This window comes from Metabacillus mesotrionivorans, assembly GCF_052171315.1.
Lineage (GTDB): Bacteria > Bacillota > Bacilli > Bacillales > Bacillaceae > Bacillus_P.
Genome location: NZ_JBQMFF010000001.1, coordinates 927678 through 953565 on the forward strand (window position 1 = coordinate 927678; position 25888 = coordinate 953565).

26 protein-coding genes are annotated in these 25888 nt (G+C 45.0%); 24 read left to right on the top strand and 2 right to left on the bottom strand.

What is annotated here, in order from left to right; genetic code table 11:
• Positions 1-23 precede the first annotated feature (23 nt).
• The 4 genes from ACTSEZ_RS04675 to ACTSEZ_RS04690 all read left to right on the top strand — a co-directional run bounded on the left by ACTSEZ_RS04675 (position 24) and on the right by ACTSEZ_RS04690 (position 2842).
• Entirely contained in the window at positions 24-548 is a 525-nt protein-coding gene (locus ACTSEZ_RS04675; protein WP_369733012.1) for a sigma-70 family RNA polymerase sigma factor, read from the top strand.
• On the top strand, positions 541-1230 hold the full coding sequence (locus tag ACTSEZ_RS04680; RefSeq protein ID WP_369733013.1) for a DUF3600 domain-containing protein: 690 nt from the start codon (positions 541-543) through the stop codon (positions 1228-1230). Before ACTSEZ_RS04675 ends, ACTSEZ_RS04680 begins: the two co-directional genes overlap by 8 nt.
• Before the next feature lie 106 nt (positions 1231-1336).
• Positions 1337-1534, top strand: a complete 198-nt coding sequence (locus ACTSEZ_RS04685; protein WP_369733014.1) for a hypothetical protein — start codon at positions 1337-1339, stop codon at positions 1532-1534.
• Positions 1535-2488: 954 nt separating this feature from the next.
• Positions 2489-2842 (top strand): VOC family protein, encoded by a 354-nt coding sequence (locus ACTSEZ_RS04690; RefSeq protein WP_369733015.1) that lies wholly within the window; start codon positions 2489-2491, stop codon positions 2840-2842.
• A gap of 44 nt (positions 2843-2886) precedes the next feature.
• On the opposite strand, the gene ACTSEZ_RS04695 is transcribed toward ACTSEZ_RS04690, so the two are convergent.
• Entirely contained in the window at positions 2887-4590 is a 1704-nt protein-coding gene (locus ACTSEZ_RS04695) for an Rqc2 family fibronectin-binding protein (RefSeq protein ID WP_369733016.1), read from the bottom strand.
• A 142-nt stretch (positions 4591-4732) separates the two neighbouring features.
• Here ACTSEZ_RS04695 and ACTSEZ_RS04700 point away from each other — a divergent pair, with 142 nt between their 5' ends.
• The 17 genes from ACTSEZ_RS04700 to spoVM all read left to right on the top strand — a co-directional run bounded on the left by ACTSEZ_RS04700 (position 4733) and on the right by spoVM (position 22414).
• Positions 4733-7420 (top strand): calcium-translocating P-type ATPase, SERCA-type, encoded by a 2688-nt coding sequence (locus tag ACTSEZ_RS04700; protein WP_369733017.1) that lies wholly within the window; start codon positions 4733-4735, stop codon positions 7418-7420.
• 97 nt (positions 7421-7517) lie between these two features.
• Positions 7518-8393 carry a YicC/YloC family endoribonuclease gene (locus ACTSEZ_RS04705; RefSeq protein ID WP_369733018.1) on the top strand — a complete coding sequence of 292 codons (876 nt, stop codon included), beginning with the start codon at positions 7518-7520 and terminating at the stop codon, positions 8391-8393.
• Between the two features lie 73 nt (positions 8394-8466).
• Entirely contained in the window at positions 8467-8730 is a 264-nt protein-coding gene (remA, locus tag ACTSEZ_RS04710) for an extracellular matrix/biofilm regulator RemA (RefSeq protein WP_029281439.1), read from the top strand.
• 14 nt (positions 8731-8744) lie between these two features.
• The gene (gmk, locus tag ACTSEZ_RS04715) at positions 8745-9356 is read left to right on the top strand and encodes a guanylate kinase (RefSeq protein WP_369733019.1); all 612 of its coding nucleotides are present in this window, start codon (positions 8745-8747) and stop codon (positions 9354-9356) included.
• A 5-nt stretch (positions 9357-9361) separates the two neighbouring features.
• On the top strand, positions 9362-9559 hold the full coding sequence (gene rpoZ / locus ACTSEZ_RS04720; protein WP_029281435.1) for a DNA-directed RNA polymerase subunit omega: 198 nt from the start codon (positions 9362-9364) through the stop codon (positions 9557-9559).
• 101 nt (positions 9560-9660) lie between these two features.
• Complete coding sequence (gene coaBC / locus ACTSEZ_RS04725) at positions 9661-10863, top strand: bifunctional phosphopantothenoylcysteine decarboxylase/phosphopantothenate--cysteine ligase CoaBC (RefSeq protein WP_369733020.1); 1203 nt, start codon at positions 9661-9663, stop codon at positions 10861-10863.
• A 3-nt stretch (positions 10864-10866) separates the two neighbouring features.
• Complete coding sequence (priA, locus tag ACTSEZ_RS04730) at positions 10867-13284, top strand: primosomal protein N' (RefSeq protein ID WP_369733021.1); 2418 nt, start codon at positions 10867-10869, stop codon at positions 13282-13284.
• Positions 13285-13353: 69 nt separating this feature from the next.
• Positions 13354-13836, top strand: coding sequence for a peptide deformylase (gene def / locus ACTSEZ_RS04735; RefSeq protein WP_369733022.1), 483 nt, complete (start codon positions 13354-13356; stop codon positions 13834-13836).
• Positions 13837-13841: 5 nt separating this feature from the next.
• Complete coding sequence (fmt, locus tag ACTSEZ_RS04740; RefSeq protein ID WP_369733023.1) at positions 13842-14798, top strand: methionyl-tRNA formyltransferase; 957 nt, start codon at positions 13842-13844, stop codon at positions 14796-14798.
• Positions 14785-16128, top strand: a complete 1344-nt coding sequence (rsmB, locus tag ACTSEZ_RS04745) for a 16S rRNA (cytosine(967)-C(5))-methyltransferase RsmB (protein WP_369733024.1) — start codon at positions 14785-14787, stop codon at positions 16126-16128. The genes fmt and rsmB overlap by 14 nt, the downstream gene beginning before the upstream one ends.
• 2 nt (positions 16129-16130) lie before the next feature.
• Positions 16131-17222: a dual-specificity RNA methyltransferase RlmN gene (gene rlmN, locus ACTSEZ_RS04750; protein WP_029281423.1), complete on the top strand. Its 1092-nt coding sequence runs from the start codon at positions 16131-16133 to the stop codon at positions 17220-17222.
• A 4-nt stretch (positions 17223-17226) separates the two neighbouring features.
• On the top strand, positions 17227-17988 hold the full coding sequence (locus tag ACTSEZ_RS04755) for a Stp1/IreP family PP2C-type Ser/Thr phosphatase (protein ID WP_369733025.1): 762 nt from the start codon (positions 17227-17229) through the stop codon (positions 17986-17988).
• Positions 17982-19958: a Stk1 family PASTA domain-containing Ser/Thr kinase gene (gene pknB / locus ACTSEZ_RS04760; protein WP_369733026.1), complete on the top strand. Its 1977-nt coding sequence runs from the start codon at positions 17982-17984 to the stop codon at positions 19956-19958. Before ACTSEZ_RS04755 ends, pknB begins: the two co-directional genes overlap by 7 nt.
• A gap of 26 nt (positions 19959-19984) precedes the next feature.
• Positions 19985-20869 (top strand): ribosome small subunit-dependent GTPase A, encoded by an 885-nt coding sequence (rsgA, locus tag ACTSEZ_RS04765; RefSeq protein WP_369733027.1) that lies wholly within the window; start codon positions 19985-19987, stop codon positions 20867-20869.
• A gap of 2 nt (positions 20870-20871) precedes the next feature.
• Complete coding sequence (rpe, locus tag ACTSEZ_RS04770; RefSeq protein ID WP_369733028.1) at positions 20872-21519, top strand: ribulose-phosphate 3-epimerase; 648 nt, start codon at positions 20872-20874, stop codon at positions 21517-21519.
• A gap of 72 nt (positions 21520-21591) precedes the next feature.
• Positions 21592-22230: a thiamine diphosphokinase gene (locus ACTSEZ_RS04775; protein ID WP_369733029.1), complete on the top strand. Its 639-nt coding sequence runs from the start codon at positions 21592-21594 to the stop codon at positions 22228-22230.
• A gap of 103 nt (positions 22231-22333) precedes the next feature.
• Positions 22334-22414 carry a stage V sporulation protein SpoVM gene (gene spoVM, locus ACTSEZ_RS04780; protein WP_035206513.1) on the top strand — a complete coding sequence of 27 codons (81 nt, stop codon included), beginning with the start codon at positions 22334-22336 and terminating at the stop codon, positions 22412-22414.
• Between the two features lie 100 nt (positions 22415-22514).
• Here spoVM and rpmB read toward each other — a convergent pair whose 3' ends face one another.
• A complete protein-coding gene (gene rpmB / locus ACTSEZ_RS04785; RefSeq protein WP_029281412.1) occupies positions 22515-22703 on the bottom strand; it encodes a 50S ribosomal protein L28 in 189 nt (62 codons plus the stop codon).
• Positions 22704-22982: 279 nt separating this feature from the next.
• On the opposite strand from rpmB, the gene ACTSEZ_RS04790 reads away from it, so the two are divergent.
• From ACTSEZ_RS04790 to sdaAB, 3 genes are all read left to right on the top strand, one after another.
• Positions 22983-23345 carry an Asp23/Gls24 family envelope stress response protein gene (locus ACTSEZ_RS04790; RefSeq protein WP_029281411.1) on the top strand — a complete coding sequence of 121 codons (363 nt, stop codon included), beginning with the start codon at positions 22983-22985 and terminating at the stop codon, positions 23343-23345.
• 17 nt (positions 23346-23362) lie between these two features.
• Positions 23363-25030: a DAK2 domain-containing protein gene (locus ACTSEZ_RS04795; RefSeq protein WP_369733030.1), complete on the top strand. Its 1668-nt coding sequence runs from the start codon at positions 23363-23365 to the stop codon at positions 25028-25030.
• Positions 25031-25204: 174 nt separating this feature from the next.
• The gene (sdaAB, locus tag ACTSEZ_RS04800) at positions 25205-25867 is read left to right on the top strand and encodes an L-serine ammonia-lyase, iron-sulfur-dependent subunit beta (RefSeq protein ID WP_369733031.1); all 663 of its coding nucleotides are present in this window, start codon (positions 25205-25207) and stop codon (positions 25865-25867) included.
• Positions 25868-25888 lie beyond the last annotated feature (21 nt).

The window sequence follows — 25888 nt, forward strand, 5'->3', positions numbered from 1 at the left end:
TTGTAAGAATAAAAAAAAGGGTGATGAACATCAACAGATTGGTAAAGAAGGCTCAACAGGGTGATAAAAAGGCATTTTTAAAACTGTTTCAATACTATGAAGAGGATATATACAGAATGGCGTATGTATATGTCAAAAATGAAAATGATGCCTTGGATGTTGTTCAAGAGGTGGCATATCGGGCCTTTAAAAATATTGAAACATTAAAAAATCCAGCGTATTTTAAAACCTGGTTAACAAAAATGGCAATTACTACTTCATTAAATTTATTAAAGAAAAATAAAAAGGTGGTTCAACTTAAACCAGAATATGAGGAATTCATCGGGGTAGAAGAACAGGATGCTCTTCTTACCATTACTCTTCAAGAGTTGTTAGAGCAATTATCAGAAGAAGAAAAAAGTATCGTTACCCTGAGGTTTTATGAAGGGTATTCGTTCAAGGAGATTGCCGAAATACTTGAGATTCCCCTTGGAACTGCAAAAACAATTTTATATCGTGCTTTAGGTAGACTGCGGAAGCATTTTAAGGAGGCTGATACTTGTGAGTAATATAAAGCAGGAAATAAACAAAATTGTAATTCCATCCACTTTGCACGAACGGGCAAAGATGGGGGTGCAAAAAGCACATATTGAAAAAGGTGGACGATTAAAAAGGTTTATCAGAAGAAATATGGTGTCAGCTATACTTGCTGCTTCTTTAATCATTCCTTCAGGCGCAATTGCATATCAGACCAATTTAGCTGACGAAATCTATGGAACATTTGAAAATGTTAAGACTCATATTTCAAGTGCCACAATGGAGGGCTATCTGCTTTTGGATGCAAAGTTAAACCAAGCGCAAGGTGATATGGAAAAGGGAGAGTATCAACATTTCAAGGAATTGCTAAACGTGATAACTCATGCCAAGGTAGCGTACGGGGATAAATACGGCAACATTGATTATACCCAAGTCCCGAGTGAAAACCTGGATGATTTAAAGAAAACCTTGTTTGAGATTCAACCTTACTTTGATAAATTGAACGGTCAAAAATCAAGCAAAGAATTACTGTCTTCAAGCGAATATGAAAAATATATAGAAGCCATTATGATGTACGAACAAATTATGGCTCAAAGTGGAATTAAAGAATCAGATGAGGTCGATAAAATCCCATCAGAACTTCAAGAAGAATTTTTGGAGGCTCAAAGAATATTGAGAAAAGTAAATGAAGAACAATTACAGCACTTAAAATAAAGGTCTTGTTCCATTATAGGAGGCGATTATCAAAGAAAGGATAATTGCTTCTTTTATTGAACTCTTTAAGAAGTATGCAAAGATTTAAATGATAGGAGGATGACCGTTGGCTAAAACAGTTACCTTTTCTTTCGCTAGTTCAAATTATGCAGGTATAGAAGCGGCAGAAACATTTAGTCTTAAAGAATTAGGAATTGACGAGGAATTAAATGGTGAAAATTTGAAAACAGAATTAGATAAAATATTTCAGGCTTGGGTTTGGGATAAGATTAATATTTCATACAGTATTGTAATAAGTGACTAGTTAAAGGTTCTATGTGCTATTTTGAATGCTGGACAAAGTGGGGTGGTTATCTAAAAATGTGTAAGAAGCTGGGATATGCAAGTATATTAACAGGCTTAGTGCTTATGGGCGTGTCAGTAATAAACTTCACCACACCTATTGGTGAAAAGGAAATGTCAATTGGTCATACATATCTAGGTATTTCTGAACCAGTTCCCACTCTATTAGGATTATTTATTGGAGCGGTCTTAATTTGCTGGTCTTTTTACCTTATATGGAATATATCTGCGAAAAAGTCAATTGAAATAGCGGTATTAGCCATAATTGTCATTTCTCTATTTCCAATTGTCATACTATTCTTTTATGCTGGCTCCATTTAATTTTCTGCTTGGCGATTTATTAAGCAATCGGGTGCTTTAATGAAACAAGAGAGAATCCGTATTAGGTTGAGCTCCTTTTTTCGTATGCCATTTGACGTGCATATCAATACCTATCCGGTCAGTATGCTAATTGATTATATTAATTAGCATGTTATTTGGCAGTTTACACCTTTCAACCATACCTGTTACCTTTAACAGAGCCTTATCTAAAATGTAATCTGACTCACTGTTTAATTTAAAACATGAGTCTATTTCAAACCTTTTGAAGCTTATTAGAATGCTCCAAGCTCCAGTGGACTGAAGCGGAAGGCACTTGACTCCTGCGGGATGAAGAGGGCACTGAAGATCCCGCAAGCGCAGCGAGGAAGCTTCAGGCACTCCCCGCGGAAAGCAAGTGACTGGAGCGCAAGGGAGCGGGTACGATATGGAGCGTTATAAATTATATAAATACAGCCCGCCATTAAAAAGAGGGAAGAATAAGTTCTTGTCCTTGAGCCAAAGTGTAAAATCTATGTTTTTCCTAAGTATGCAGGAATACAAAAAAAGATATGGAATGGTATCAAAGGACATCTAACAAAAATCTGGAGGAGAAAAAATGAAAAGCCCTGTACTGAACCAAATCGGAACCGTCTTCGTTCCTGTCAGCGATGTAGAAAAAGCAAGAGACTGGTATTGCAGCATTCTAGGTGTGGAACCTCAAGGAGAAATCCAGTTCGGCCATATTTATGTTCTCCCGATGCAGGGGACAGGTGCCGTTCTCGACAGCAAGATTTACCGAGAGGGAGAAGCATCAAAAGTGCCTTTGTTTCACTTCAATGCCGAAGATATTAATACAGCTCATTCATTCATTAAAGAAAAAGGAGCTGCACGGCAATCGGACATTCAGCATGATCATTATTTTACGTTTCAGGACCCTGACGGAAACACGCTCATGGTATGCAAGTGCTGATTCAATAAAAAGACCCCGGAAATCTCGTTTCCGGGGTCTTTCTCTTACTTTTTAAGCTTGATCACAAGATCGGGATCCGGCGTGACATAGACCGTCTGCTGGTTGTCGTAGATGACAAAGCCGGGCTTTGATCCGTTCGACTTTTTGATGTGACGGACTTTTGTGTAGTCTACCGGAACAGAGCTTGAGCCTTTTGCTTTACTGAAGTACGCTGCAAGGTTCGCTGCTTCGAGGATGGTTTCATCGCTTGGCTCCGGATGGCGGATCACGACGTGGGAGCCTGGAATATCTTTCGTGTGCAGCCAGATATCATCCCGGGCTGCCGTTTTGTTTGTCAGGTGATCGTTTTGCTTATTGTTTTTTCCTACAAGAATTTCGGTGCCGTCGCTGGATCGGTATGCTTCCAGCACGATTTTTGCCTGTTTGGGCTTTTTGTTTCCTTTTGTCTGTTTCTTTTTAAGATAGCCGCCTTCCATGAGTTCCTCTCGGATTTCCTCTATATCCTTCGGGGAAGCGGATTCGATTTGCTGGAAAAGGTTTTCGAAATAGGCAATCTCTTTTTCGGCAAGTGAAATCTGCTCTTTTACATATGCGACAGATTTCTTTGCTTTGTTGTATTTCTGAAAATAGGCCTGTGCATTATCTGACGGCGTTTTTTGAGGATTCAGCGTGATGGTGACTGTATCCCCGTTATAGTAATTGATGACATCCGCAGATGCATCTCCGCGCTTGATCGCGTACATATTGGCTGTAATCAGCTCTCCCTGAAGCTTGTACTTTTCAGCTTTTTCAGCATCCTTTAGCGTTCCCTCAAGTTTTTTGATTTTCGTTTTATTTTTTTTGATTTCATTCTGCACGAACCGTTCCAGATCATTTCCCTGCTGCTTAACTCTGTCCCTTGCTGCTTTTCCGTAATAGTACCGGTCAAGCATTTCAGAAATGGTTGAAAACGGCTTTTGTCTTCCTTCCAGGTGGGTGAGGGGAAGAATGTAAAAATACTCTTTTTCCGGAAGTTCAATCATGGCAGGTGAAATATGATGCTCTTTAATTTGACCGACTAGAGAAAGAAAGGACTGCGGCAGACTGCTTCTGTTGGCAAGGCCTGCGCGGAACAGGATCTCGCGTGCAAACAGCGGGGAGATCCCTGAGAACTGCTGCATGATCTGCTGGTCTAATTTTCCTGCGTTAAAATCGAGCTTCCGGAGCACGGTTTCTTCCGTTGCTTCAAATGGATCTGCTTTCATCTGCTCGGGGGGAAGCACATATTCCTGTCCGGGCATCACCGTCCGGTGGCGGTTTACAGCAGGTGAAAGGTGCTTAATGCTGTCAAGAATCATATTCCTGCCGCGGTCTATTAAAATGATATTGCTGTGTCTTCCCATGACTTCAATGATCACCCTCTTGTAGGTGACATCTCCAATTTCGCTTCGCCCTTTCACATCGATATAGAGAATCCGCTCCATCCCAATCTGACCGATTTCCTCAATGACTCCGCCTTCAAGATGCTTTCTCATCAGCATGCAGAACATCGGAGGCTCACTCGGATTTTCGTAGCTTTCTTCTGTAATGTGAATTCTTGCATAGCTCGGATGAGCAGAAAGCAAAAGCTTATGATTGGCCCCATTTGAGCGGATCACAAAAATGAGTTCGTTTTTATACGGCTGATGAACCTTTGAGATTCGGCCGTTTTCAAGTAAAGTTTTAAGTTCTTCTGTTATCGCATATGTAAACATGCCATCAAATGACATCGCAAGCACCCTTTTCTATAGCTGTTTAGGAAACAATTGTTCATTCGAATTATTATAGCATTTTTTCGGACAGGTCTGAATAAATTGGCATTAGAAGAGATTGTCCTACTATTTAGAGTATTGAGAGGTGTAATAATCATTCATGAAATGGCATGAAGTGAAACCTGAGGAAGTACTAGAGTCCATTCATTCCAGCAGGGAAAACGGTTTGTCTGAAAAAGACGTACAGAAACGGGTCAGGCACCACGGATTTAATGAACTGAAGGAAGCGGAAAAACCTTCAGCCTTTTTAGTGTTTCTTGAGCAGTTCAAAGATTTTATGGTCCTTGTATTACTCGCGGCAACTCTGATATCCGGTTTGCTCGGCGAATACATTGATGCCATTGCAATCATTGCCATTGTGCTGGTAAACGGGATCCTTGGTTTTTTCCAGGAGCAGAAAGCAGAGAAGTCTCTCCAGGCGCTGAAAGAAATGTCGGCGCCTCAGGTGCAGGCCTTGAGAGAAGGAGAGTGGACAAGAATCCAGTCAAAGGACCTTGTTCCCGGTGATATCGTGAAGTTTTCAAGCGGTGACAGGATCGGGGCAGATCTCAGGCTGCTTGAAGCAAAAAGCCTTGAGATTGAAGAATCAGCCCTTACAGGTGAATCTCTTCCTGTTGCCAAATGCACAAATGCCCTTGCTGACAGTCAGGCAGGAATTGGGGATCTCGTGAATATGGCGTTTATGGGAACGCTTGTGACAAGGGGAAATGGTGTCGGGGTTGTCGTCGCAACGGGAATGAACACCGCGATGGGACAGATTGCAGACCTTCTTCAATCAGCTGAAACGCTTGAAACTCCGCTGCAAAGACGGCTTGAACAGCTTGGCAAAATTCTCATCATTGTAGCCCTTGCCCTTACATGTTTAGTAGTAGCAGTCGGAGTCATTCAGGGACATGAGCTTTACGATATGTTCCTTGCAGGCGTGTCGCTTGCAGTAGCTGCAATCCCGGAGGGTCTCCCTGCGATTGTGACGGTTGCCCTGTCTCTTGGCGTCCAGAGGATGATCAAACAGCGTTCAATTGTCAGAAAGCTTCCTGCTGTTGAAACGCTTGGATGTGCGTCTGTCATTTGTTCGGATAAAACTGGTACGATGACACAGAACAAAATGACGGTTACACACATCTGGTCGGGCGGTACGACGTGGACACTGAGCGGAACAGGCTATCAGCCTAAAGGCGAGTTTTTTATCAATGACCAGAAAGTGCTTGTGAAAGACAGCAGGCCGCTGCAGCAGATTCTGACGTTCGGCATGCTCTGCAACTCGGCAGAAATAACCGAAAAAGATGACGACTATGTTCTCGACGGCGATCCGACTGAAGGGGCTATGGCTGTTGCGGCGATGAAAGCCGGACTGTCGAGAGAATCGCTCCTCAAACAATTTAAACTGGTGGAAGAGTTCCCATTTGATTCAACGAGAAAAATGATGAGTGTCATCATCGAGGATAAAAACGGAAAACGATTTGCAGTTACAAAAGGAGCACCTGATATTCTTCTGAAAAAACTTGATTTTGTTCTATGGGGCGAACAACAGCATGCTGTTTCTTCAAAATATGAAGCAGAAATCATGGGAGCGATCGACAGCCTTGCTTCCCAGGCACTGAGAACGATAGCAGTTGCATTTAAACCTGTACCCGTACAAAGTGTGTACCATCAGCATGAAGTTGAGAGAAACCTCGTATTTCTTGGGCTGCAGGGCATGATTGATCCGCCGCGCCCTGAGGTGAAACAGGCTGTAAAAGAATGCAGGCAGGCCGGGATCAAAACCGTTATGATCACAGGGGACCATGCAAATACAGCGCGCGCAATCGCCTCTCAGCTTGATCTTCTTCCTCCAAATGGAAAAGTGCTGGACGGTGCGGCACTGTCTGCCATGTCAGATGAAGAGCTTGTGGGGGTAGTGGAAGATGTCTATGTTTTTGCAAGGGTTTCGCCTGAGCATAAGCTTAAAATTGTCAAAGCACTGCAAAGCAGGGGGCACGTCGTTGCCATGACGGGTGACGGGGTGAATGATGCTCCTGCCATCAAATCCGCCGACATCGGGATTTCAATGGGTATAACAGGAACAGATGTCGCAAAAGAAGCCTCTTCTCTTATTCTGGTTGATGACAATTTTGCAACCATTAAGCTTGCTATTAAAGAAGGACGCAATATATATGAGAATATCAGAAAATTCATCAGGTATCTGCTTGCCTCAAATGTCGGCGAGATTCTCGTTATGCTGTTTGCGATGCTTCTGGCCCTGCCGCTGCCGCTCGTTCCGATTCAGATCCTGTGGGTGAATCTTGTCACAGACGGTCTTCCGGCCATGGCCCTGGGTCTCGATCAGCCTGAAGGCGATCTGATGCAGAGAAAACCAAGGCATCACAAAGAAGGTGTCTTTGCGCGGGGTCTAGGATGGAAAGTCATTTCAAGGGGATTTTTAATCGGTGCTGTCACTCTCGCAGCCTTCATGATTGTCTATTACAGAGACCCGGAAAATTTGATTTATGCACAGACCATCGCCTTTGCAACGCTCGTCATGGCCCAGCTGATTCACGTTTTTGACTGCAGAAGCGAGCGGTCCGTATTCTTAAGAAATCCATTTGAAAATCTCTACCTGGTCGGTGCAGTCATTTCATCCGTCCTGCTCATGCTCGGTGTCATCTACTATGCTCCGATGCAGCCGATTTTCCACACGGTGCCGATTTTGGCGCGAGACTGGCTTCTCGTTCTCGGACTGTCCGCGATTCCAACTTTTTTGCTCGCGGGGTCACTTTTGACAAGTAAAAAAAGGGAGAATATGCTATAATTTTAAAGGTAATAGAGTTCTCTATTACCTTTTCTTTTGTTTAAATACACAGAAAAGCATTTCTTATGATATGATCAGATAATTGGATGTGATAAAAATGGTATGCAGCATGACAGGATATGGACGTTCAACTGAGAGAAATGATCAACACACCATAACAGCCGAAATGAAATCGGTTAATCACCGTTTTTTTGAAATTAGCGTAAGAATGCCTAGACAATTGATGTCTGTTGAGGATAAAATCAAAAAAGTGATCTCATCCGAGGTTAAAAGAGGACGGGTGGAAGTATACATAACGATTGAAGGCGAAGCGCTCGCAGAACGGGTCATTGAGATTGACTGGAAGCTGCTTGACCAGTATGCGGATGCGGCGTCGGAAATGGAAAACCGGTATCAGACCGGGAGCAGGCTGAAGCTTTCAGATCTGTTCAGGCTTGACAGTGTCTTTTCCGTGGCTGAAATGGCTAAAGGAAATGAAACACTTGAAGATTTGATTCTTTCGGCTGTCAGGGGTGCCGCCATGCAGCTTAAGGATATGAGGCGCGAGGAAGGATCCTATTTGAAAAATGATCTTCTGAAGCAGCTGTCTGAAATAGAGGCATATGCAGACGAAATTGAAAAGCATGCCCCGGACGTTGTGCTCCGTTATAAAAACAGGCTCGAGAAGAAGATGGCTGAGCTGTCAGAAGGTTCCATCGATGACAGCAGAATTGCAGCCGAAGCAGCCCTCTTTGCTGACCGGGCGGACATATCAGAGGAGATTACAAGAATTAGAAGCCACCTTCTTCAGTTCAGGCAGACAATTGAAAAGCCTGAGCCTGCCGGCAGAAAGCTTGATTTTCTTGTTCAGGAGCTGAACCGCGAAGCAAATACGATCGGTTCAAAAGCAAATGACAAAGACATCTCAAGATGCTCAGTCGAACTGAAAAGCGTGATTGAAAGAATCAAAGAACAGGTTCAAAATATTGAATAATTAGCAGTTAATCGTTTATGCCGGGCCTTTTAGGGCAAAAATAGGGTTGTCGTTTATTAGGGGGAGCAAACAGATGAGTATTAAACTAATTAACATTGGCTTTGGAAATATTGTTTCTGCCAATCGGATTATCTCGATTGTCAGTCCTGAATCAGCTCCGATTAAAAGGATCATTCAGGATGCCCGTGACAGAGCGATGCTTATTGATGCGACTTACGGACGCAGAACAAGAGCAGTTGTGATTATGGACAGCGATCATATTATACTATCTGCGGTTCAGCCAGAAACGGTTGCCCACAGGCTTTCAAATAAAGACGAGTTAACAGACGAAGGGTAGGGAACGTTCTGGATATGAAAGAAAGAGGATTACTCATCGTGCTTTCGGGTCCTTCAGGAGTCGGGAAAGGTACAGTGCGGAAAGCCATTTTTTCGCAGAATACAGACTTTGAATATTCGATCAGCATGACAACGCGCAAGCCCCGCGCGGGAGAAGTTGACGGAGTCGACTATTTCTTTAAAACAAGAGAGGAATTTGAGCAGCTTATAAAAGAAGAAGGTCTGCTTGAATGGGCGGAATTTGTAGGGAATTACTACGGCACGCCGATTGAATACGTTGAAAAAACGCTCAGTGAAGGAAAAGATGTCTTCCTTGAGATTGAAGTGCAGGGTGCCCTGCAGGTCAGAAAGGCATTTCCGGAAGGATTGTTCATCTTCCTGATGCCGCCGAGCTTAAGCGAACTGAAAAACCGGATCGTCACACGCGGCACTGAGACACAGGAGATTATTAATAACCGAATGGCTGCTGCCAAAGAAGAAATCGAAATGATGGATGCATACGACTATGTAGTCGAAAATGACCAGGTGGACCTTGCCTGTGCACGCATTCGCGCGATCGTAACGGCTGAGCACTGCAGACGTGACCGCATCGCACTTCGCTATAAGAAAATGCTGGAGGTTGAATAAAACATATGCTATATCCATCTATTGACAAACTTATGAACAAACTGGATTCAAAATACACGCTTGTAACGGTTGCCGCAAGACGCGCACGCGAAATGCAGGAAAATCATGATCAGCAGATCGTGAAGCCTGTTTCTCATAAATACGTAGGAAAAGCACTTGAAGAAATTCATTCAGGCCTGCTTGATTATGAAAAACAAGACTAATTAAATCACTTATAAAAATAACAACCTGCTTCATCATGGGTTGTTATTTTTTCATACTGTCAGCAATTACAAAATTAACAGCACTGATGGGGGGATGTAAAATGAAGGGCAAAAAAATACTCCTTTGTGTAAGCGGGGGAATTGCAGTCTATAAAGCAGCTGCGCTGACAAGCAAGCTGGTGCAGGCGGGAGCAGAAGTGAAAGTGATCATGACGGCTTCAGCCCGTGAATTTGTCCAGCCTCTTACGTTTCAGGCACTGTCAAAAAATGATGTCTATTACGACACGTTCGATGAGAAAAATTCTGCGGTTATCGCTCACATTGATCTAGCAGACTGGGCGGATCTGATCATAGTGGCACCGGCTACAGCCAACACAATCGGAAAGCTTGCAAATGGCATAGCAGATGACATGCTTACGACTACTTTGCTTGCATCCACAGCTCCCGTATGGATTGCTCCTGCTATGAACGTCCATATGTATGATCACCCTGCCGTTCAAAAGAACATCATGACCCTTTCGCAGTTCGGCTATCAGTACATTGAACCGAGCGAAGGGTATCTTGCGTGCGGGTATGTCGGAAAAGGCAGGCTTGAAGAGCCGGAGAAAATCACGGCGCTGATCGCAGCTTATTTTTCCGCTGAAGCTGAACAGCCGCTAAAAGGCAAAAAAGTGATCATAACCGCAGGGCCTACACGTGAAAAAGCAGATCCTGTCCGATTCTTCTCGAATTCATCGACTGGGAAAATGGGATATGCCCTCGCTGCTGCGGCAAAAGACATGGGAGCCGAGGTCACTCTGGTGTCCGGCCCGGTCAGTCTCACCCCGCCGCAGGGAGTAGAAACGGTCAATGTAGAATCGGCTGAAGACATGTATCAGGAGACAGTTAAGAGGTTCGGTGAATCGGACATCGTGATCAAATCTGCTGCCGTAGCCGATTACCGCCCCCGTCTTGTGTCTGATCAAAAAATGAAGAAGCAGGACGGCGATCTTGTGATTGAGTTTGAACGGACGAAGGATATTTTAAAAGAGCTCGGCGAACGGAAAGAGCATCAGATTCTTGTCGGATTTGCTGCTGAGACCGATCACGTTGAGGATTATGCATTAAAAAAACTTGAAAAGAAAAACCTTGATATGATTGTAGCAAACAATGTGAATCAGGATGGCGCCGGTTTTGGCACAGATACAAACATTGTGACGATCTTTAAGCGTGGCGGAGAAAAAAGGGAACTTCCCGTTATGTCCAAAGAAGAAGTCTCAAAGAATATTCTCCGCGAGATCATCCGTCTGGATAAAGGAGTTTAAATGATGAAGTTTGCCAGTGTAATCGTAGATGTTAAAGCCATGCAGACAGACAGGGCGTTCGATTACCTGATTCCTGAAAAATGGACGGGTTTTATCAAACCCGGCATGCGTGTGATCGTGCCGTTCGGACCGCGTGCGGTACAGGGGTTTGTTACCGCTCTGAAAGACAGCAGCGATTTTGACAAAGTGAAGCCGATTACGGAAGTTATGGATATCACGCCTGCATTGACCGCGGAGCTTCTTGACATTGGCCACTGGCTGACAGAGACAACACTCTGCTTTAAAATTTCTGCTTTTCAGGCCATGCTCCCTGCTGCCATGAAAGCGAAGTATGATAAAGAGATCCGCCTGACATCCTCTGAGGCAAGGGACAGGCTGCATCCGAAGTCTGCCCGCTGGTTTGAAAAAGCACCGGGCATCTTCTGGAAAGAGATAGAGAAAAGTGACAGCGTAAAAGAGCTTCAGGGGGATATTGAGCGCGGGCTGCTTGAGGTCATATACCGGGTAAAACAGAAAAACAAACAAAAAACACAGAAGGTCATCCGTGCTGCTGTCTCATCAGACGTGCTGAAGGAGGAAGCCTCAGGGTGCACGCCTCAGGCAGCAAAGCAAAAAAAAGTGCTGGATTATTTCGCAGAAATGGGGGGAGCGGCTGTCCCTCTGCAGGAGCTTTTGCTTAAGCTGAATATCACGGACTCTCCCGTCAAGACTCTCATAAAGAAAAATCTTCTGTCTGAATCCTGGGAAGAAATCTACAGAGACCCGTATGCTGACCGTACATTCCAGAAAACAGAGTCTCTGCCGCTGACACCAGAACAGCAGACAGCGATTGCGCCTATTCTTGACGGCATCGAACGGACCGCGCATGATGTCTTTTTGATGTATGGGGTCACGGGAAGCGGGAAAACAGAGGTTTATCTTCAATCCATTGAATCCGTGCTAAATCAGGGGAGGGAAGCGATTGTTCTTGTGCCTGAAATCTCACTGACGCCGCAGATGGTCAACCGGTTTAAAGCGAGGTTCGGTTCGCTTGTTGCGGTGCTCCACAGCGGTCTTTCAATCGGTGAAAAATACGATGAGTGGAGAAAAATCCGCCGCGGTGAAGTTAAGCTTGTCGTAGGAGCAAGGTCTGCCGTTTTTGCTCCGTTTACAAATCTTGGCATGATCATCATCGACGAGGAGCATGAAAGCAGCTACAAGCAGGAAGAAAATCCCCGCTATCATGCAAGGGATGTAGCCATTTACAGGGCAAAGCGCCACAAGTGCCCTGTTGTCCTCGGCAGCGCAACCCCTTCCCTTGAGTCGTTTGCACGAGCGGGTAAAGGGGTCTATCAGCTGCTTGCCTTGAAAGAACGCGTGAACAGCCGCCCCCTTCCCGAAGTGGAAATTGTGGATATGCGGGATGAACTCAGGAGCGGGAACAGGACAATGTTTTCAAAGGTGCTGCTTGAGAAGCTGGAGGACAGGCTGGAAAAAGGGCAGCAGTCCGTACTGTTCCTGAATAAAAGAGGATATTCCTCCTTTATCATGTGCAGGGACTGCGGCTGTGTAAAAGGCTGTCCCCATTGTGACATTTCCCTTACGTATCACAAGCGCGGACATTTGTTGAAATGCCATTACTGCGGCCATGAGGAGCCGATGCCGGGTGTCTGCCCTGAGTGTTCAAGCGAGCATATCCGCTTTTTTGGGACCGGCACACAGAGGGTTGAAGAGGAACTGGCAAAAGTCCTGCCGGAAGCCCGGATAATCCGCATGGATGTTGACACTACGGGTAAAAAAGGGGCACATGAAAGACTCCTTACAGCGTTCGGCAGCAAAGAGGCAGATATCCTCTTAGGCACACAGATGATTGCAAAAGGACTGGATTTTCCTGATGTGACGCTTGTTGGAGTTCTGACGGCAGATACGATGCTGCATTTGCCTGACTTCAGGGCGTCTGAAAAAACGTTTCAGCTTCTAACCCAGGTCTCAGGCAGGGCGGGGAGGCATTTGCTTCCGGGAGAAGTTGTGATTCAGTCTTATTCACCGGAGCATTACAGTATCCAGCTTGCAGGAAAGCATGATTATGATTCATTTTACATGCAGGAGATGACAGCAAGAAAGCAGCATGCATACCCTCCGTTTTACTTTCTTGCACTCGTCACGGTCAGTCATCCGGATCTGTTAAAAGCCGTCTCTGTGACGGAGAAAATTACCCAGCACCTGAATTACAAATTGTCAGATCATGTTCAGATTCTCGGTCCGTCCGCTTCGCCGATTCCAAGGGTAAACGATAGATATCGCTATCAATGCATGATAAAATACAAGCGGGAAGAAAATCTTCATTCTGCGCTGAAGATGATTATTGAACGGTTTCAGCAGGATATGAACAAAAATCAGCTGTCCATTTCAATAGATATGAATCCTAACGCCATGATGTAGGTTTCAGAATGCGGATTAGCGTCAAAACTGGAGAAAAAATAAGCTTTTAAGTAGTTGGAGGACGTTTCATTGGCTATTAAACCGATTGTTCTGCATCCGGCAGATGTGCTGGAGCAGGAATGTGAAGATATAACAGTATTTGACAGAAAGCTGTCAAAGCTGCTGAAAGATATGTATGATACAATGATTGAACTTGACGGTGTGGGACTTGCCGCTCCCCAAATTGGAGTGCCTGTCCGTGCAGCTGTTGTTGATATAGATGATCATCACGGGACGATTGAACTGATTAACCCGGTGATCATCGAAAAAAAAGGCTCTCAGACTGGTCCTGAGGGCTGCTTGAGTTTTCCCGGCCTTTTTGGAGAAGTAGAGCGTAGCGAGTATGTGAAAGTGAAGGCTCAAAACCGCAAGGGCAAACCATTTGTTATGGAAGCAAATGGTTTTTTAGCGAGAGCGATCCAGCATGAAATCGATCACCTTCATGGAATTCTTTTCACGTCCAAGGTGACAGCCTATTTAAATGAAGAAGAGCTAGAAGAATCGGAAGGATGATGGTCATGACACGAATTGTATTTATGGGAACGCCCGACTTTTCTGTTCCTGTACTTAAGAGACTTATAAATGAAGGGTACAATGTGGTCGGGGTTGTCACCCAGCCGGACCGTCCAAAAGGCAGAAAGAAAACTCTTACGCCGCCGCCTGTAAAGGTGGAAGCAGAAAAGCAGAATATACCCGTTCTGCAGCCTGAAAAAATCAGAGATAAAAAAGAACTTGAAAAAGTGCTCGCTTTGCAGCCTGATCTCGTTGTAACCGCCGCTTTCGGGCAAATTCTTCCGAATGAACTGCTGGAAGCGCCAAAGCACGGCTGCATTAATGTCCATGCTTCGCTGCTACCTGAGCTGAGAGGCGGGGCTCCGATTCATTATTCGATCCTTCAGGGGAAAAAGAAAACAGGCATTACCATTATGTATATGGCTGAAAAGCTTGATGCCGGCGATATTCTTACGCAGTCTGAAGTGGAGATTGATGAACGGGATCACGTAGGAACACTGCACGATAAACTAAGTGCTGCAGGAGCGGATCTTCTGTCTGAAACGCTGCCTCCTCTTTTGGAAGGCAACCTTACACCGCAGAAGCAGGATCACGAAAAAGCGACATTCGCTTCAAACATTAAACGGGAACAGGAAATCATTGACTGGACGAAGTCCGGAGAGGACATTTATAACCATATCAGAGGCTTAAACCCTTGGCCTGTTGCCTATACCTACCTTAATGGCCAGGTTGTGAAAATCTGGTGGGGAGAAAAAATGACGGGAAGCAAACATACCGCACAGCCGGGAACCGTCATCGGAATTGATTCAGATGGGATCGTCGTCTCCACAGGAAATACGACAGCCATCAAGATCACAGAACTTCAGCCTTCAGGGAAGAAAAAAATGAACGGCGAAGACTTCCTCAGGGGCGCTCAAATCCAGGCAGGAGACAAGTTGGGAGAGAGCCATGAAGAAAAATAATGTCCGCGTAACGGCTCTTGAAACGCTGCTCATGATCGAAAAAAACCAGGCGTACAGCCATCTCCTGCTAAACTCCATGATAAAGAAGCACGGTGTAAAAGAGATTGATATCCCTCTGCTTACAGAAATCGTATACGGGACGCTGCAGCGCAGGGATACGCTGGATTTTTATCTTGCGCCTTTTATTAAAAATGCCAAAAAAACAGAGCAGTGGGTGCAAAATCTCTTAAGGCTTTCCGTGTATCAGATGGTGTATCTGGACAGAGTGCCGGAGCGCGCAGTATTTCACGAGGCAGTTGAAATTGCAAAACACAGGGGCCACAAAGGCATTGCATCCTTTGTCAATGGCATCTTAAGATCCATTCAGCGAAAGGGGCTGCCCTCAACTGCTGAAATAAAAGATGAGGCAGAGCGCATCGCTGTTGAGACAAGCTTTCCGCTATGGCTTGTGAAGCGCTGGATCAGCCAGCTTGGGGCGAATGATGCGAAAAAAATGTGCGAAGCCACTTTGACGCCGCCAAGTGTATCAGCCCGTGTCAATCTTATGAAAAACACCCGCGGTGAGTTAATGGAGCGGCTTTTAGCAAAAGGTTTTCAAATGGAAGAGGGCGATCTGACTGCTGATGCCATTAAAAGCCTGAAAGGCAGCCTTGTGCAGACGGAAGAATTTAAAGAAGGCAGGTTTACGATTCAGGATGAAAGTTCGATGCTGGTTGCAAGAACTCTTGCCCCTGAAAAAGGAGATGCCGTTCTCGATGCATGCGCAGCTCCCGGGGGAAAATCAACCCATATAGCGGAGATTCTTGAGAACACAGGGACCGTTTACTCCCTTGATCTCCACACACATAAAGTCAGCCTGATCACTGAACAGGCGGAAAGACTCGGCCTTACAAACATTAAGACTGAAGCAATGGACAGCAGAAAAGTGCATGAGCGCTTTAAAAACGAACAGTTTGACAAAATACTGGTCGATGCCCCATGCTCAGGACTTGGGGTTGTCAGACGAAAGCCTGACATTAAATACACGAAATCAGCCGAAGACGTAAAAAGGCTGTCGCAAATTCAGCTGGAAATTCTGTCATCTGCCGCGCCTTTACTCAAAAAAGGTGGTACACTAGTCTATAGTACATGTACAATTGACAGCGAAGAAAACGGGCAGGTTGTTGACAAATTTCTTGCAGAACACAGTGAATTTGAACTTGATTCAGCAATGGCTGACCGGCTGCCGGAGGCTGCAAAGCCGTATGCAGACGGAGGGCAAGTGCAGATTCTGCCCCACTATTTTGGAACTGACGGATTTTATATAGCAAGCTTAAGAAAGAAGGTGTAAAAATGGAAGAGGTAAAACGCACAAAGAAAACAGTCATCGAAGAAAACAAAAAACCTTCCATTTATTCTCTCGAACTGGGAGAAATAAAAAACTGGCTTACGGAAAACGGAGAAAAGCCTTTCAGGGCTGCTCAGATTTTTGACTGGCTTTATATTAAACGGGCAACAGCATTTGAAGAGATGTCAAACCTTTCAAAGGCGCTCAGAACAAAACTTGAGGAGAACTTTACGCTTACCACGCTTAAAACAATCATTCAGCAGACATCAAGCGACGGCACGATGAAGTTCTTATTCGAGCTGCACGACGGCTATTCCATTGAAACGGTTCTGATGCGCCATGAATACGGCAATTCAGTATGCGTAACAACACAGGTCGGCTGCCGGATCGGCTGTACGTTCTGCGCTTCAACACTGGGCGGATTAAAACGCAACCTTGAAGCAGGAGAAATCGTTGCCCAGGTCGTAAAAGTACAAAAGGCTCTTGATGAACTTGGAGAAAGGGTAAGCCATGTCGTCATAATGGGTATCGGAGAACCGTTTGATAACTATGATGAAATGATGGGATTCCTTAAAATCATCAATCATGACGACGGTTTGAATATTGGTGCACGCCATATTACCGTATCTACAAGCGGAATCATTCCTAAAATCTACAAATTTGCGGACGAACAGCTGCAAATTAACTTCGCTGTATCTCTGCATGCACCGAATACAGAACTCAGAAGCCGCTTAATGCCGATCAACAGAGCATATAAGCTGCCTGAGCTGATGGAAGCTATTGAGTATTATGTGAACAAAACAGGACGACGCGTCAGCTTCGAATACGGGCTGTTCGGCGGAGTAAATGATGGGGTAGAACACGCTGAAGAGCTCGCAGCGCTTATTAAGCATCTAAAATGCCATGTAAACCTGATTCCCGTGAACTATGTGCCTGAGCGCGATTATGTAAGAACTCCTAAAGAACAGATTGATCTTTTTGAGAAAACATTGAAAAAGCGCGGCATTAATGTAACGACAAGACGCGAGCAGGGTCATGATATCGATGCAGCATGCGGTCAGCTGAGAGCGAAGGAGCGCAAAGAGGAGACGAGGTGACTTCATGGAAACCGTTATCGCAACAGACAGGGGAAAAGTGAGACAGCACAATGAAGACAGCGTTGGTGTTTTTCAAAATAAAGACGGTGATGTTTTAGCCGTCGTGGCTGACGGAATGGGCGGTCATTTAGCAGGTGATGTAGCAAGCCAGATGACGATTGCTGCATTAAAAGAGATGTGGGAGGATGCCTCGGGCATATCCTCCCCCGATCTCGCCTCAGGCTGGCTTTCGGACCATGTGGCAAAGGTGAATCTGACCTTGCTGCAGCATGCAAAAACACATCCTGACTGCAGCGGAATGGGCACGACCGTTGTGGCGGCAATTTGTACAGAAGCTTTTGCAAGTGTCGGTCATATTGGCGACAGCCGCGGCTATCTCTGCAACAGCAGCGGGTTTAAACAAATTACAGAAGACCACTCGCTTGTCAATGAACTTGTGAGATCCGGACAAATATCAAGAGAAGATGCCGAGCATCATCCGCGCAAGAACGTTCTTGTAAGGGCTTTAGGAACAGAGGAACACGTGGAACTTGACATGACCTCAATTTGTCTTGAAGAATCTGATCTTCTTCTATTATGTTCCGATGGCCTGTCGAACAAAGTAGGCGAAGAGGAGCTTAAGGATCTGCTTTCATCTGGTGACTCGCTTCAGAACATTGCTCAGGAACTGATCAGAAAGGCGAATGATAACGGGGGAGAGGACAACATTTCACTCGTCATCGTCAAACAGCCGTCTGAAATCAAAGAGGGTGATGGGGCGTGCTGATCGGCAAGCGGTTAAGCGGCAGATATAAAATACTCCGCGTGATAGGCGGCGGAGGAATGGCTAACGTATATTTGGCGCGGGACATGATATTAGACCGCGATGTTGCAATGAAAGTTCTCAGATTCGATTTTTCAAACGACGACGAATTCATTAAACGGTTCAGGCGTGAGGCACAGTCTGCAACAAGCCTAGCCCACCCGAATATTGTCAGCATTTTTGATGTTGGAGAAGAAGACGGCATCTACTATATTGTTATGGAGTATGTGGAAGGAAACACACTTAAGCAATACATACAGCAGTATGCTCCCCTGCATCCGAGAGAAGCTCTCAATATCATGGAGCAAATCGTATCAGCCATTGCACACGCCCACGAAAACCATATTGTCCACAGGGATATCAAGCCTCATAACATCCTGATCGATCCTCATGGCAATGTGAAAGTAACGGATTTCGGGATTGCAATGGCGCTTAGCTCGACCACGATTACCCAGACAAATTCTGTCCTGGGATCTGTCCATTACCTTTCGCCTGAACAGGCAAGGGGAGGAATGGCCAATAAAAAATCAGATATCTATTCACTTGGCATTGTGCTCTTTGAACTTTTGACCGGAAGACTGCCGTTTGACGGAGAATCGGCCATTTCCATTGCGCTGAAGCACCTGCAGTCTGAAACGCCTTCTGCCAAGCGCTGGAATGCGACGGTTCCCCAAAGTGTTGAAAACATTATTTTAAAAGCAATGGCAAAGGACACGTTTCACCGCTATGAGTCTGCTGAAGAGATGGAAGCTGATCTATCAACCGCTTTAAATCCGGAACGGCTTCATGAAGAAAAGTTTGTCATACCTGAAGATACAGAGGCAACAAAAGCCATACCGATTATCACGGATTCAGATATGTTTGAAAAAACAGGGGATACGCTTGTTCGAGCGCCTGAACCGGCTGCGGAAGAAACGGCTGTAAAACATGCGCCGGTAAAGAAAGAAAAAAAGAAAAAAGAAGAGAAAAAGAAAAAAAGCAAAGCGGGAGTCATCCTGATCAGCCTCTTTTTGATCCTTCTTGCAGCAGGAGTTGCCGCTGTCACCGTTGTGCCTGCCCTGATGATGCCAAAAGATGTGGAAGTTCCTGATCTGACAGGGATGAAGTATCAGGATGCGGTTGAGAAGCTTGTCTCGGAAAAATTTGAAGTGGATGACCCCATCCTGATTGCCGATGACGAAATTCCGGAAGGGGATGTCGTCAGAACAAAACCTGAAGCAGGCAGAATGGCAAAGGAAGGGGACAGCATTATCATCTACCAGAGCTCAGGCAAAGAAAAAGTCGAGCTAGATGATTATGTGGACAGAGACATTACAAGAGTCCGGGAGCTTCTGGAACGAAAAGGATTTGAAAAGATTACGGTCGAAGAAGAATTCAATGAAGCAGCAGCGGGAACGATTTTAGAGCAGGATCCTGAACCGGGTGACATGGTGATTCCAAGCGAAGATGAACTCGTCCTGACTGTCAGCGCCGGACCGGAGGAGTTTGAACTTCAGGACTTAAGAGGTTACTCAGAAGAAGCGCTGAATGCTTATATCGAAGAGAATCAGCTCCAGCTTGTGAGGAAGGATGTCTTTTCTGACACAGTGCCGAAAGGAGAGGTCATTTCCCATTCTCCTGAGCCGTCAGCAAAAGTGCTTCCGGGCGATACCATTGAGGCCACCGTTTCCCTTGGGCCGGAAGAAAAGCCTGCCAAAAAAGTAAAGCGGGTAATTGAAATTCCGTATCCGGAAGAGCTTGCAGGGCAGCCGGCAGAAGTGAAAATCAACATTGATGATGCCGAGCGGTCTGTATCCGATGATTTTGAAGTATTCACCATTACAGAGAACACTACCAGAGAAATTGAATTCGCAATCGAACCCGGTGGAAGAGCCTATTACATGGTAACGGTTGACAACCGCGTTGAGAAAACCGAAACCATTCCATATGAGTAATACGTGAATCACCAAGGAGGAAATGTATGCCTAAAGGCAAAATTATCAAAGCGTTAAGCGGGTTTTACTATTGTCTTGACGGTGACCGGACCATCCAGTGCCGCGGCCGCGGGGTATTCAGAAAAAACAAAATCACCCCGCTTGTCGGCGATGAAGTCGTGTATGATTACGAAAATGAACGTGAAGGCACAATTCAGGAAGTGCTCGAGAGAAAAAATGAGCTTGTCCGCCCCCCGATTGCCAACGTTGATCAGGCTATTTTAGTCTTTTCAGCAGTCGAACCGGATTTCAGCCCGGTACTGCTTGACCGTTTTCTCGTATTAATTGAATCCAATGACATTGAACCTGTCATCTGCATCAGCAAAATGGATTTGATCAAGGATGAAAAACAGCGTCAGGAAATTGAAGAATATGCAGCGGATTACAGAAAAATCGGGTATGAGGTGATGCTCACTTCTACTCTTGAGGAAGACGGAATTACTGAACTGCGTCCGCTTTTGAACGGAAGGATATCCGTTTTTGCCGGACAGTCCGGTGTCGGAAAATCTTCGCTTCTGAATGTTCTGCGCCCTGAACTTTCACTGAAGACGAGCGGCATTTCGTCTCATTTGGGCAGGGGTAAACATACAACCCGCCATGTGGAGCTCATCCAGGTCGGAACCGGCCTAGTCGCTGATACACCTGGTTTCAGTTCACTTGAGTTTATGAACATAGAAACAGAAGACCTTTCCTACTGTTTTCCTGAGATGCGCAATGTGAGCGGAAACTGCAAATTCAGGGCATGCACGCACATTTCAGAACCGAAATGCGCCGTGAAGGAAGCTGTTGAGAATGGCAGCATTCCTGCTTACAGATATGAACATTATTTAAGTTTTATAGAAGAAATTAAAGACAGAAAGCCGAGGTACTGATCATGATTAAAATTGCACCTTCCATCCTTTCAGCAGACTTTTCAAAGCTTGGAGCAGAAATAGAGGATGTTGAAAGAGGCGGAGCGGATTATATTCATGTTGATGTGATGGATGGCCATTTTGTCCCGAATATCACGATTGGCCCGCTGATTGTGGAAGCAATCAGACCTGTGACAGAGCTGCCGCTGGATGTGCATTTGATGATTGAAAATCCGGATGCATACATTCCGGCATTTGCAAAAGCGGGTGCGGACATTATTTCTGTGCACGCTGAAGCATGCCCTCACCTGCACCGCACAATTCAGCTGATTAAATCAGAAGGCGTAAAAGCAGGTGTTGTGCTGAATCCTCATACACCTGCTGATATGATCAAGCATGTGATTGATGATGTGGATCTTGTCCTGCTGATGACAGTGAATCCCGGGTTTGGCGGGCAGTCTTTTATCCATGCTGTTCTTCCTAAAATAAAAGAAGTGGCGGACATGGTAAAAGAACGGGGCCTTCAAACAGAGATTGAAGTAGACGGCGGAGTAAACGCTGAAACAGCAAGATTATGCATGGATGCAGGAGCGAACGTTTTGGTTGCCGGCTCTGCTGTTTATTACCAGAGTGACCGCAAACGGGCGATTGATCAAATAAGAAACGCATAAGAACCGCCAAAAGCGGTTCTCTTTTTTTAGACTTATACCATAACATTATTATGTAAACAGGAGTGGTTATCAGTGAAGATTCACATTGTCGCAGGAGGTCCTGAAGCGTATATTCCTTCATTAAAGGATTATCAAACGGAAGATGCAGTCTGGATTGGCGTTGACAGGGGAGTGATCTATCTGCAGCAGGCGGGCATTATACCGGACAGAGCGTTTGGAGACTTTGATTCTGTGACAGAAAAAGAGCTGAACACGCTGAACAGGTCTGCTGTGCATCTTGATCTTTTTCCTGCGGAAAAGGACCAGACAGACACTGAGATTGCCCTGGAATGGGCGGTGAAAATGAACCCTGAAGCCATCATCCTCTTCGGCTCAACAGGCGGTAGGCTTGACCATTTTCTTGCAAACACACAGCTTCTGGCACGTTATCCGGAAACGAACATCGAAATCATTGACCGGAAAAATCAGCTGTCTGTTTTCCTCCCCGGCACCCGCAGCGTGCATTCTGACAGCAGATTTCCTTATATCTCGTTTCTGCCCGTGAGCATGGAAGTAAGGGATATTACACTCGAGGGTTTTAAATATCCGCTTTCAGGCTGTCATATAAAGATTGGGTCGACACTATGTATTAGTAATGAACTTATTCGTCCATCCGGTACTTTTTCATTCAGCAGCGGCATATTAATGATGGTAAGAAGTACTGATGAATAACTTCAAACATGAAGGTTAACCACATAACCTGGGCATAACCGGTTTCTCACATGATGGGCTTCGCCCCAGCAGCAAACTGAACGAATGGCTGAGGAGGGAAAGTATGAAATTTTATACAATCAAGTTACCGAAGTTTTTAGGGGGCATTATCAGGGCAATGCTTGGGTCGATGAAGAAGGATTAATAAAGAGCGGATACGAGGTTTTGAAACTATAAAAAAAGCACCGCCATAGCGGTGCTTTTTTTATATGTTCCCTTATGGGAATCAAAAGCAGAACTTTTGATTATACACGCTCAACTTTACCGGATTTCAAAGCGCGAGCAGATACATATACGCGTTTTGGTTTGCCGTCTACTAAGATGCGTACTTTTTGAAGGTTAGCACCCCAAGTACGTTTTGAAGCGTTCATTGCGTGAGAACGTGAGTTTCCAGAACGTGTTTTTCTACCAGTGATTACGCATTTACGTGCCATCGTATTCCCTCCTAACTGCAAAAAACCTTTCCAATTCAAACATTACTAGTCTTGTTTGTCATGAGATACTTTAATAATTTATCACAACTCCTTTCTGAATGCAATAGTTCTTGCTTTTGCTTTCAAGAATTTTTCCTTGACATACATGAATATTTCATGCTGAATAATACTATAGGGTAAGAGGTCCTTAAAGCTGTCCCGCAGAATAACTTTTAAAAATCGCCTGTATATAGTAAAATAGCTTTAGCCTATGCGAACAATTCCAAAGGGGGAACCATCATGTCCATCGAGATGAAAACAAAGTACGGACACATTGACATATCCAATGAAGTCATTGCAACGGTTGCTGGCGGTGCAGCCATTGACTGTTATGGCATTGTCGGAATGGCATCCAAAAACCAGATCAAAGACGGCATCACTGAAATTCTGAGAAAAGAAAACTTCAGCCGCGGTGTTATTGTCCGCCAGGAAGAAGATCATATCAACATTGATATGTACATTATCGTCAGCTACGGAACGAAAATCTCTGAAGTGGCACATAATGTTCAAACGAAAGTGAAGTACACACTGGATAAAACAGTCGGACTAGCTGTTGATTCAGTCAATATTTTTGTTCAGAGTGTTCGTGTAACGAACCCGTAGTAAGGAGGAAAAAGTCCGTGTCAATTACAACTTTAGATGGAAAACGTTTTGCAGAAATGATCTTGCAGGGGGCAGGCCACCTGTCAAACAATGCAGATTATGTCGATGCGCTGAACGTTTTTCCGGTTCCGGACGGAGATACCGGGACGAATATGAACCTTTCGATGACATCCGGAGCGAAAGAGGTTCAAAATCATGTATCTGAGCATATCGGCAAAGTCGGTACGGCCCTGTCAAAAGGCCTGCTGATGGGAGCCCGCGGAAATTCCGGGGTTATTCTTTCCCAGCTGTTCAGAGGATTCTCAAAAGCAATTGAATCAAAAAGCACGATTTCAGCAGCAGAATTTGCAGCTGCTCTTCAAGCTGGCGTCAACACAGCATATAAAGCGGTGATGAAGCCCGTTGAAGGAACGATTTTAACTGTAGCAAAAGATTCAGCCAAAAAAGCTGTTGATACAATGGAGTCAAATCCTGAGATCAGCATTGATCAATTGATGGAAGCTGTATTTGCGGAATCAAAGGCATCCCTCAAAAGAACCCCTGACCTGCTTCCAGTCCTTAAAGAGGTAGGAGTTGTCGACAGCGGCGGACAAGGTCTTGTCTTTGTATATGAAGGATTTCTTGCCGTACTAAAAGGAGAGAAAGTGTCTTCTGCCAAAGTTGCAGCGTCCATGACGGACCTTGTGAGCGCAGAACACCACAAAAGCGTTGCATCCCACATCAATACAGAAGATATTGAATTTGGATACTGCACAGAATTTATGGTGCGCTTTGAAGATGACAAAGAGCCATTCAAAGAAGATGCGTTCAGACAGGATCTGAGTGAACATGGTGATTCCCTTCTGGTTATTGCAGATGATGAAATTGTAAAAGTACATATTCACGCAGAGTATCCGGGAAAAGTTCTGACATATGCCCAGAACTATGGCAGCCTGATCAATATGAAGATTGAGAATATGCGCCAGCAGCATACGAGTCTGCTTGACAGCGGGAACGCACCATCAAAGCCCGCTGAAAAGAAAGAAAAACAGCCTTACGGTATTGTGACTGTCACAATGGGCAAAGGAATTGCCGAGCTGTTCCGCAGCATCGGATCACACTCTGTCATTGAAGGCGGACAGACGATGAACCCGAGCACAGAAGACATCGTTCAGGCGATTAAAGATGTGAATGCTGAAACAGTGATCATTCTGCCGAATAACTCCAATATCGTGATGGCTGCTCAGCAGGCTGCGTCTGTTGTGGAAGATAACGTCATCGTGATTCCGTCTAAAACCGTCCCTCAGGGAATGGCAGCACTGCTTGCATTTAATCCGTCTGCATCAGCTGAGGACAACGAAGAAGTCATGAAAGATGCTCTTGGAACTGTTAAGACAGGTCAGATTACGTACGCAGTCCGCGATACAAATATTGACGGCCTTGATATTGAAAAAGGCGATTTCATGGGTATTGCAAACGGAAAGATTGTGACGAAAGACCGCAATCAGCTTGCATCTGCCAAAAAACTTCTTGATTCCATGATGACAGAAGACGACGAAATATTGACTGTCCTTCAGGGCGCCGATGCAGCCGATGATGAAATGAAGGAACTTGTTTCCTATATCGAGAGCAAATTTGAAGATGTGGAAGTTGAAGTCCATAAAGGGGAGCAGCCTCTTTATTCCTACATTTTTTCAATCGAATAAGCAGGAAGAAATAGAAGGGCGACCCCCTTCTATTTCTTATGTCCAAAATTCAGGGTGCGATTTCGGTGATGATTCCGTTTTCTTAAGCTGTGTTTATCTGATAAACTATGAAGGAAACACGTTTGATCACAGTAAGCATGAGACAACACGCTATGCACGTTCAGGGGGGAGCATATGAAATACAGAAGTGTTTTTGATATTATCGGACCGATTATGATTGGTCCTTCAAGTTCCCATACAGCAGGGGCTGCAAGAATCGGGAGAGTAGCAAGAAGCTTATTTGGAAGAGAACCTGAATGGGCAGCCATTTCATTCTATGGTTCATTTGCAAAAACCTATAAGGGCCATGGGACGGATGTAGCGATCATCGGCGGCCTGCTTGATTTTGATACATTTGATGAGCGGATAAAAACGTCGCTTGACATCGCATCTGAAAAAGGGATGAAAGTGACATTTTCCGAAGAAGAAGCGATTACAGATCATCCAAATACAGCCCGTGTGATTATCGGAGATGACCATGGCCAGCTGGAGCTTGTCGGCATTTCGATCGGCGGAGGAAAAATTGAAATTACAGAGCTGAACGGTTTTGAGCTTAAGCTCTCAGGCAACCATCCTGCCATTCTTGTAGTGCATAATGACCGTTTCGGTGCGATTGCAGCTGTAGCGAATGTGCTTGCAAAATACGCGATTAATATCGGCCATATGAATGTTGCCCGCAAGGAAAAAGGGAAGCTTGCACTGATGACCATTGAAGTTGACCAGAATATTGACAGATCGGTACTGGATGAACTGAAAACCCTGCCGAATATTCTTCAGGTGACAAAAATAGCAGATTAACCGTGATGCGATTGGGGGTAA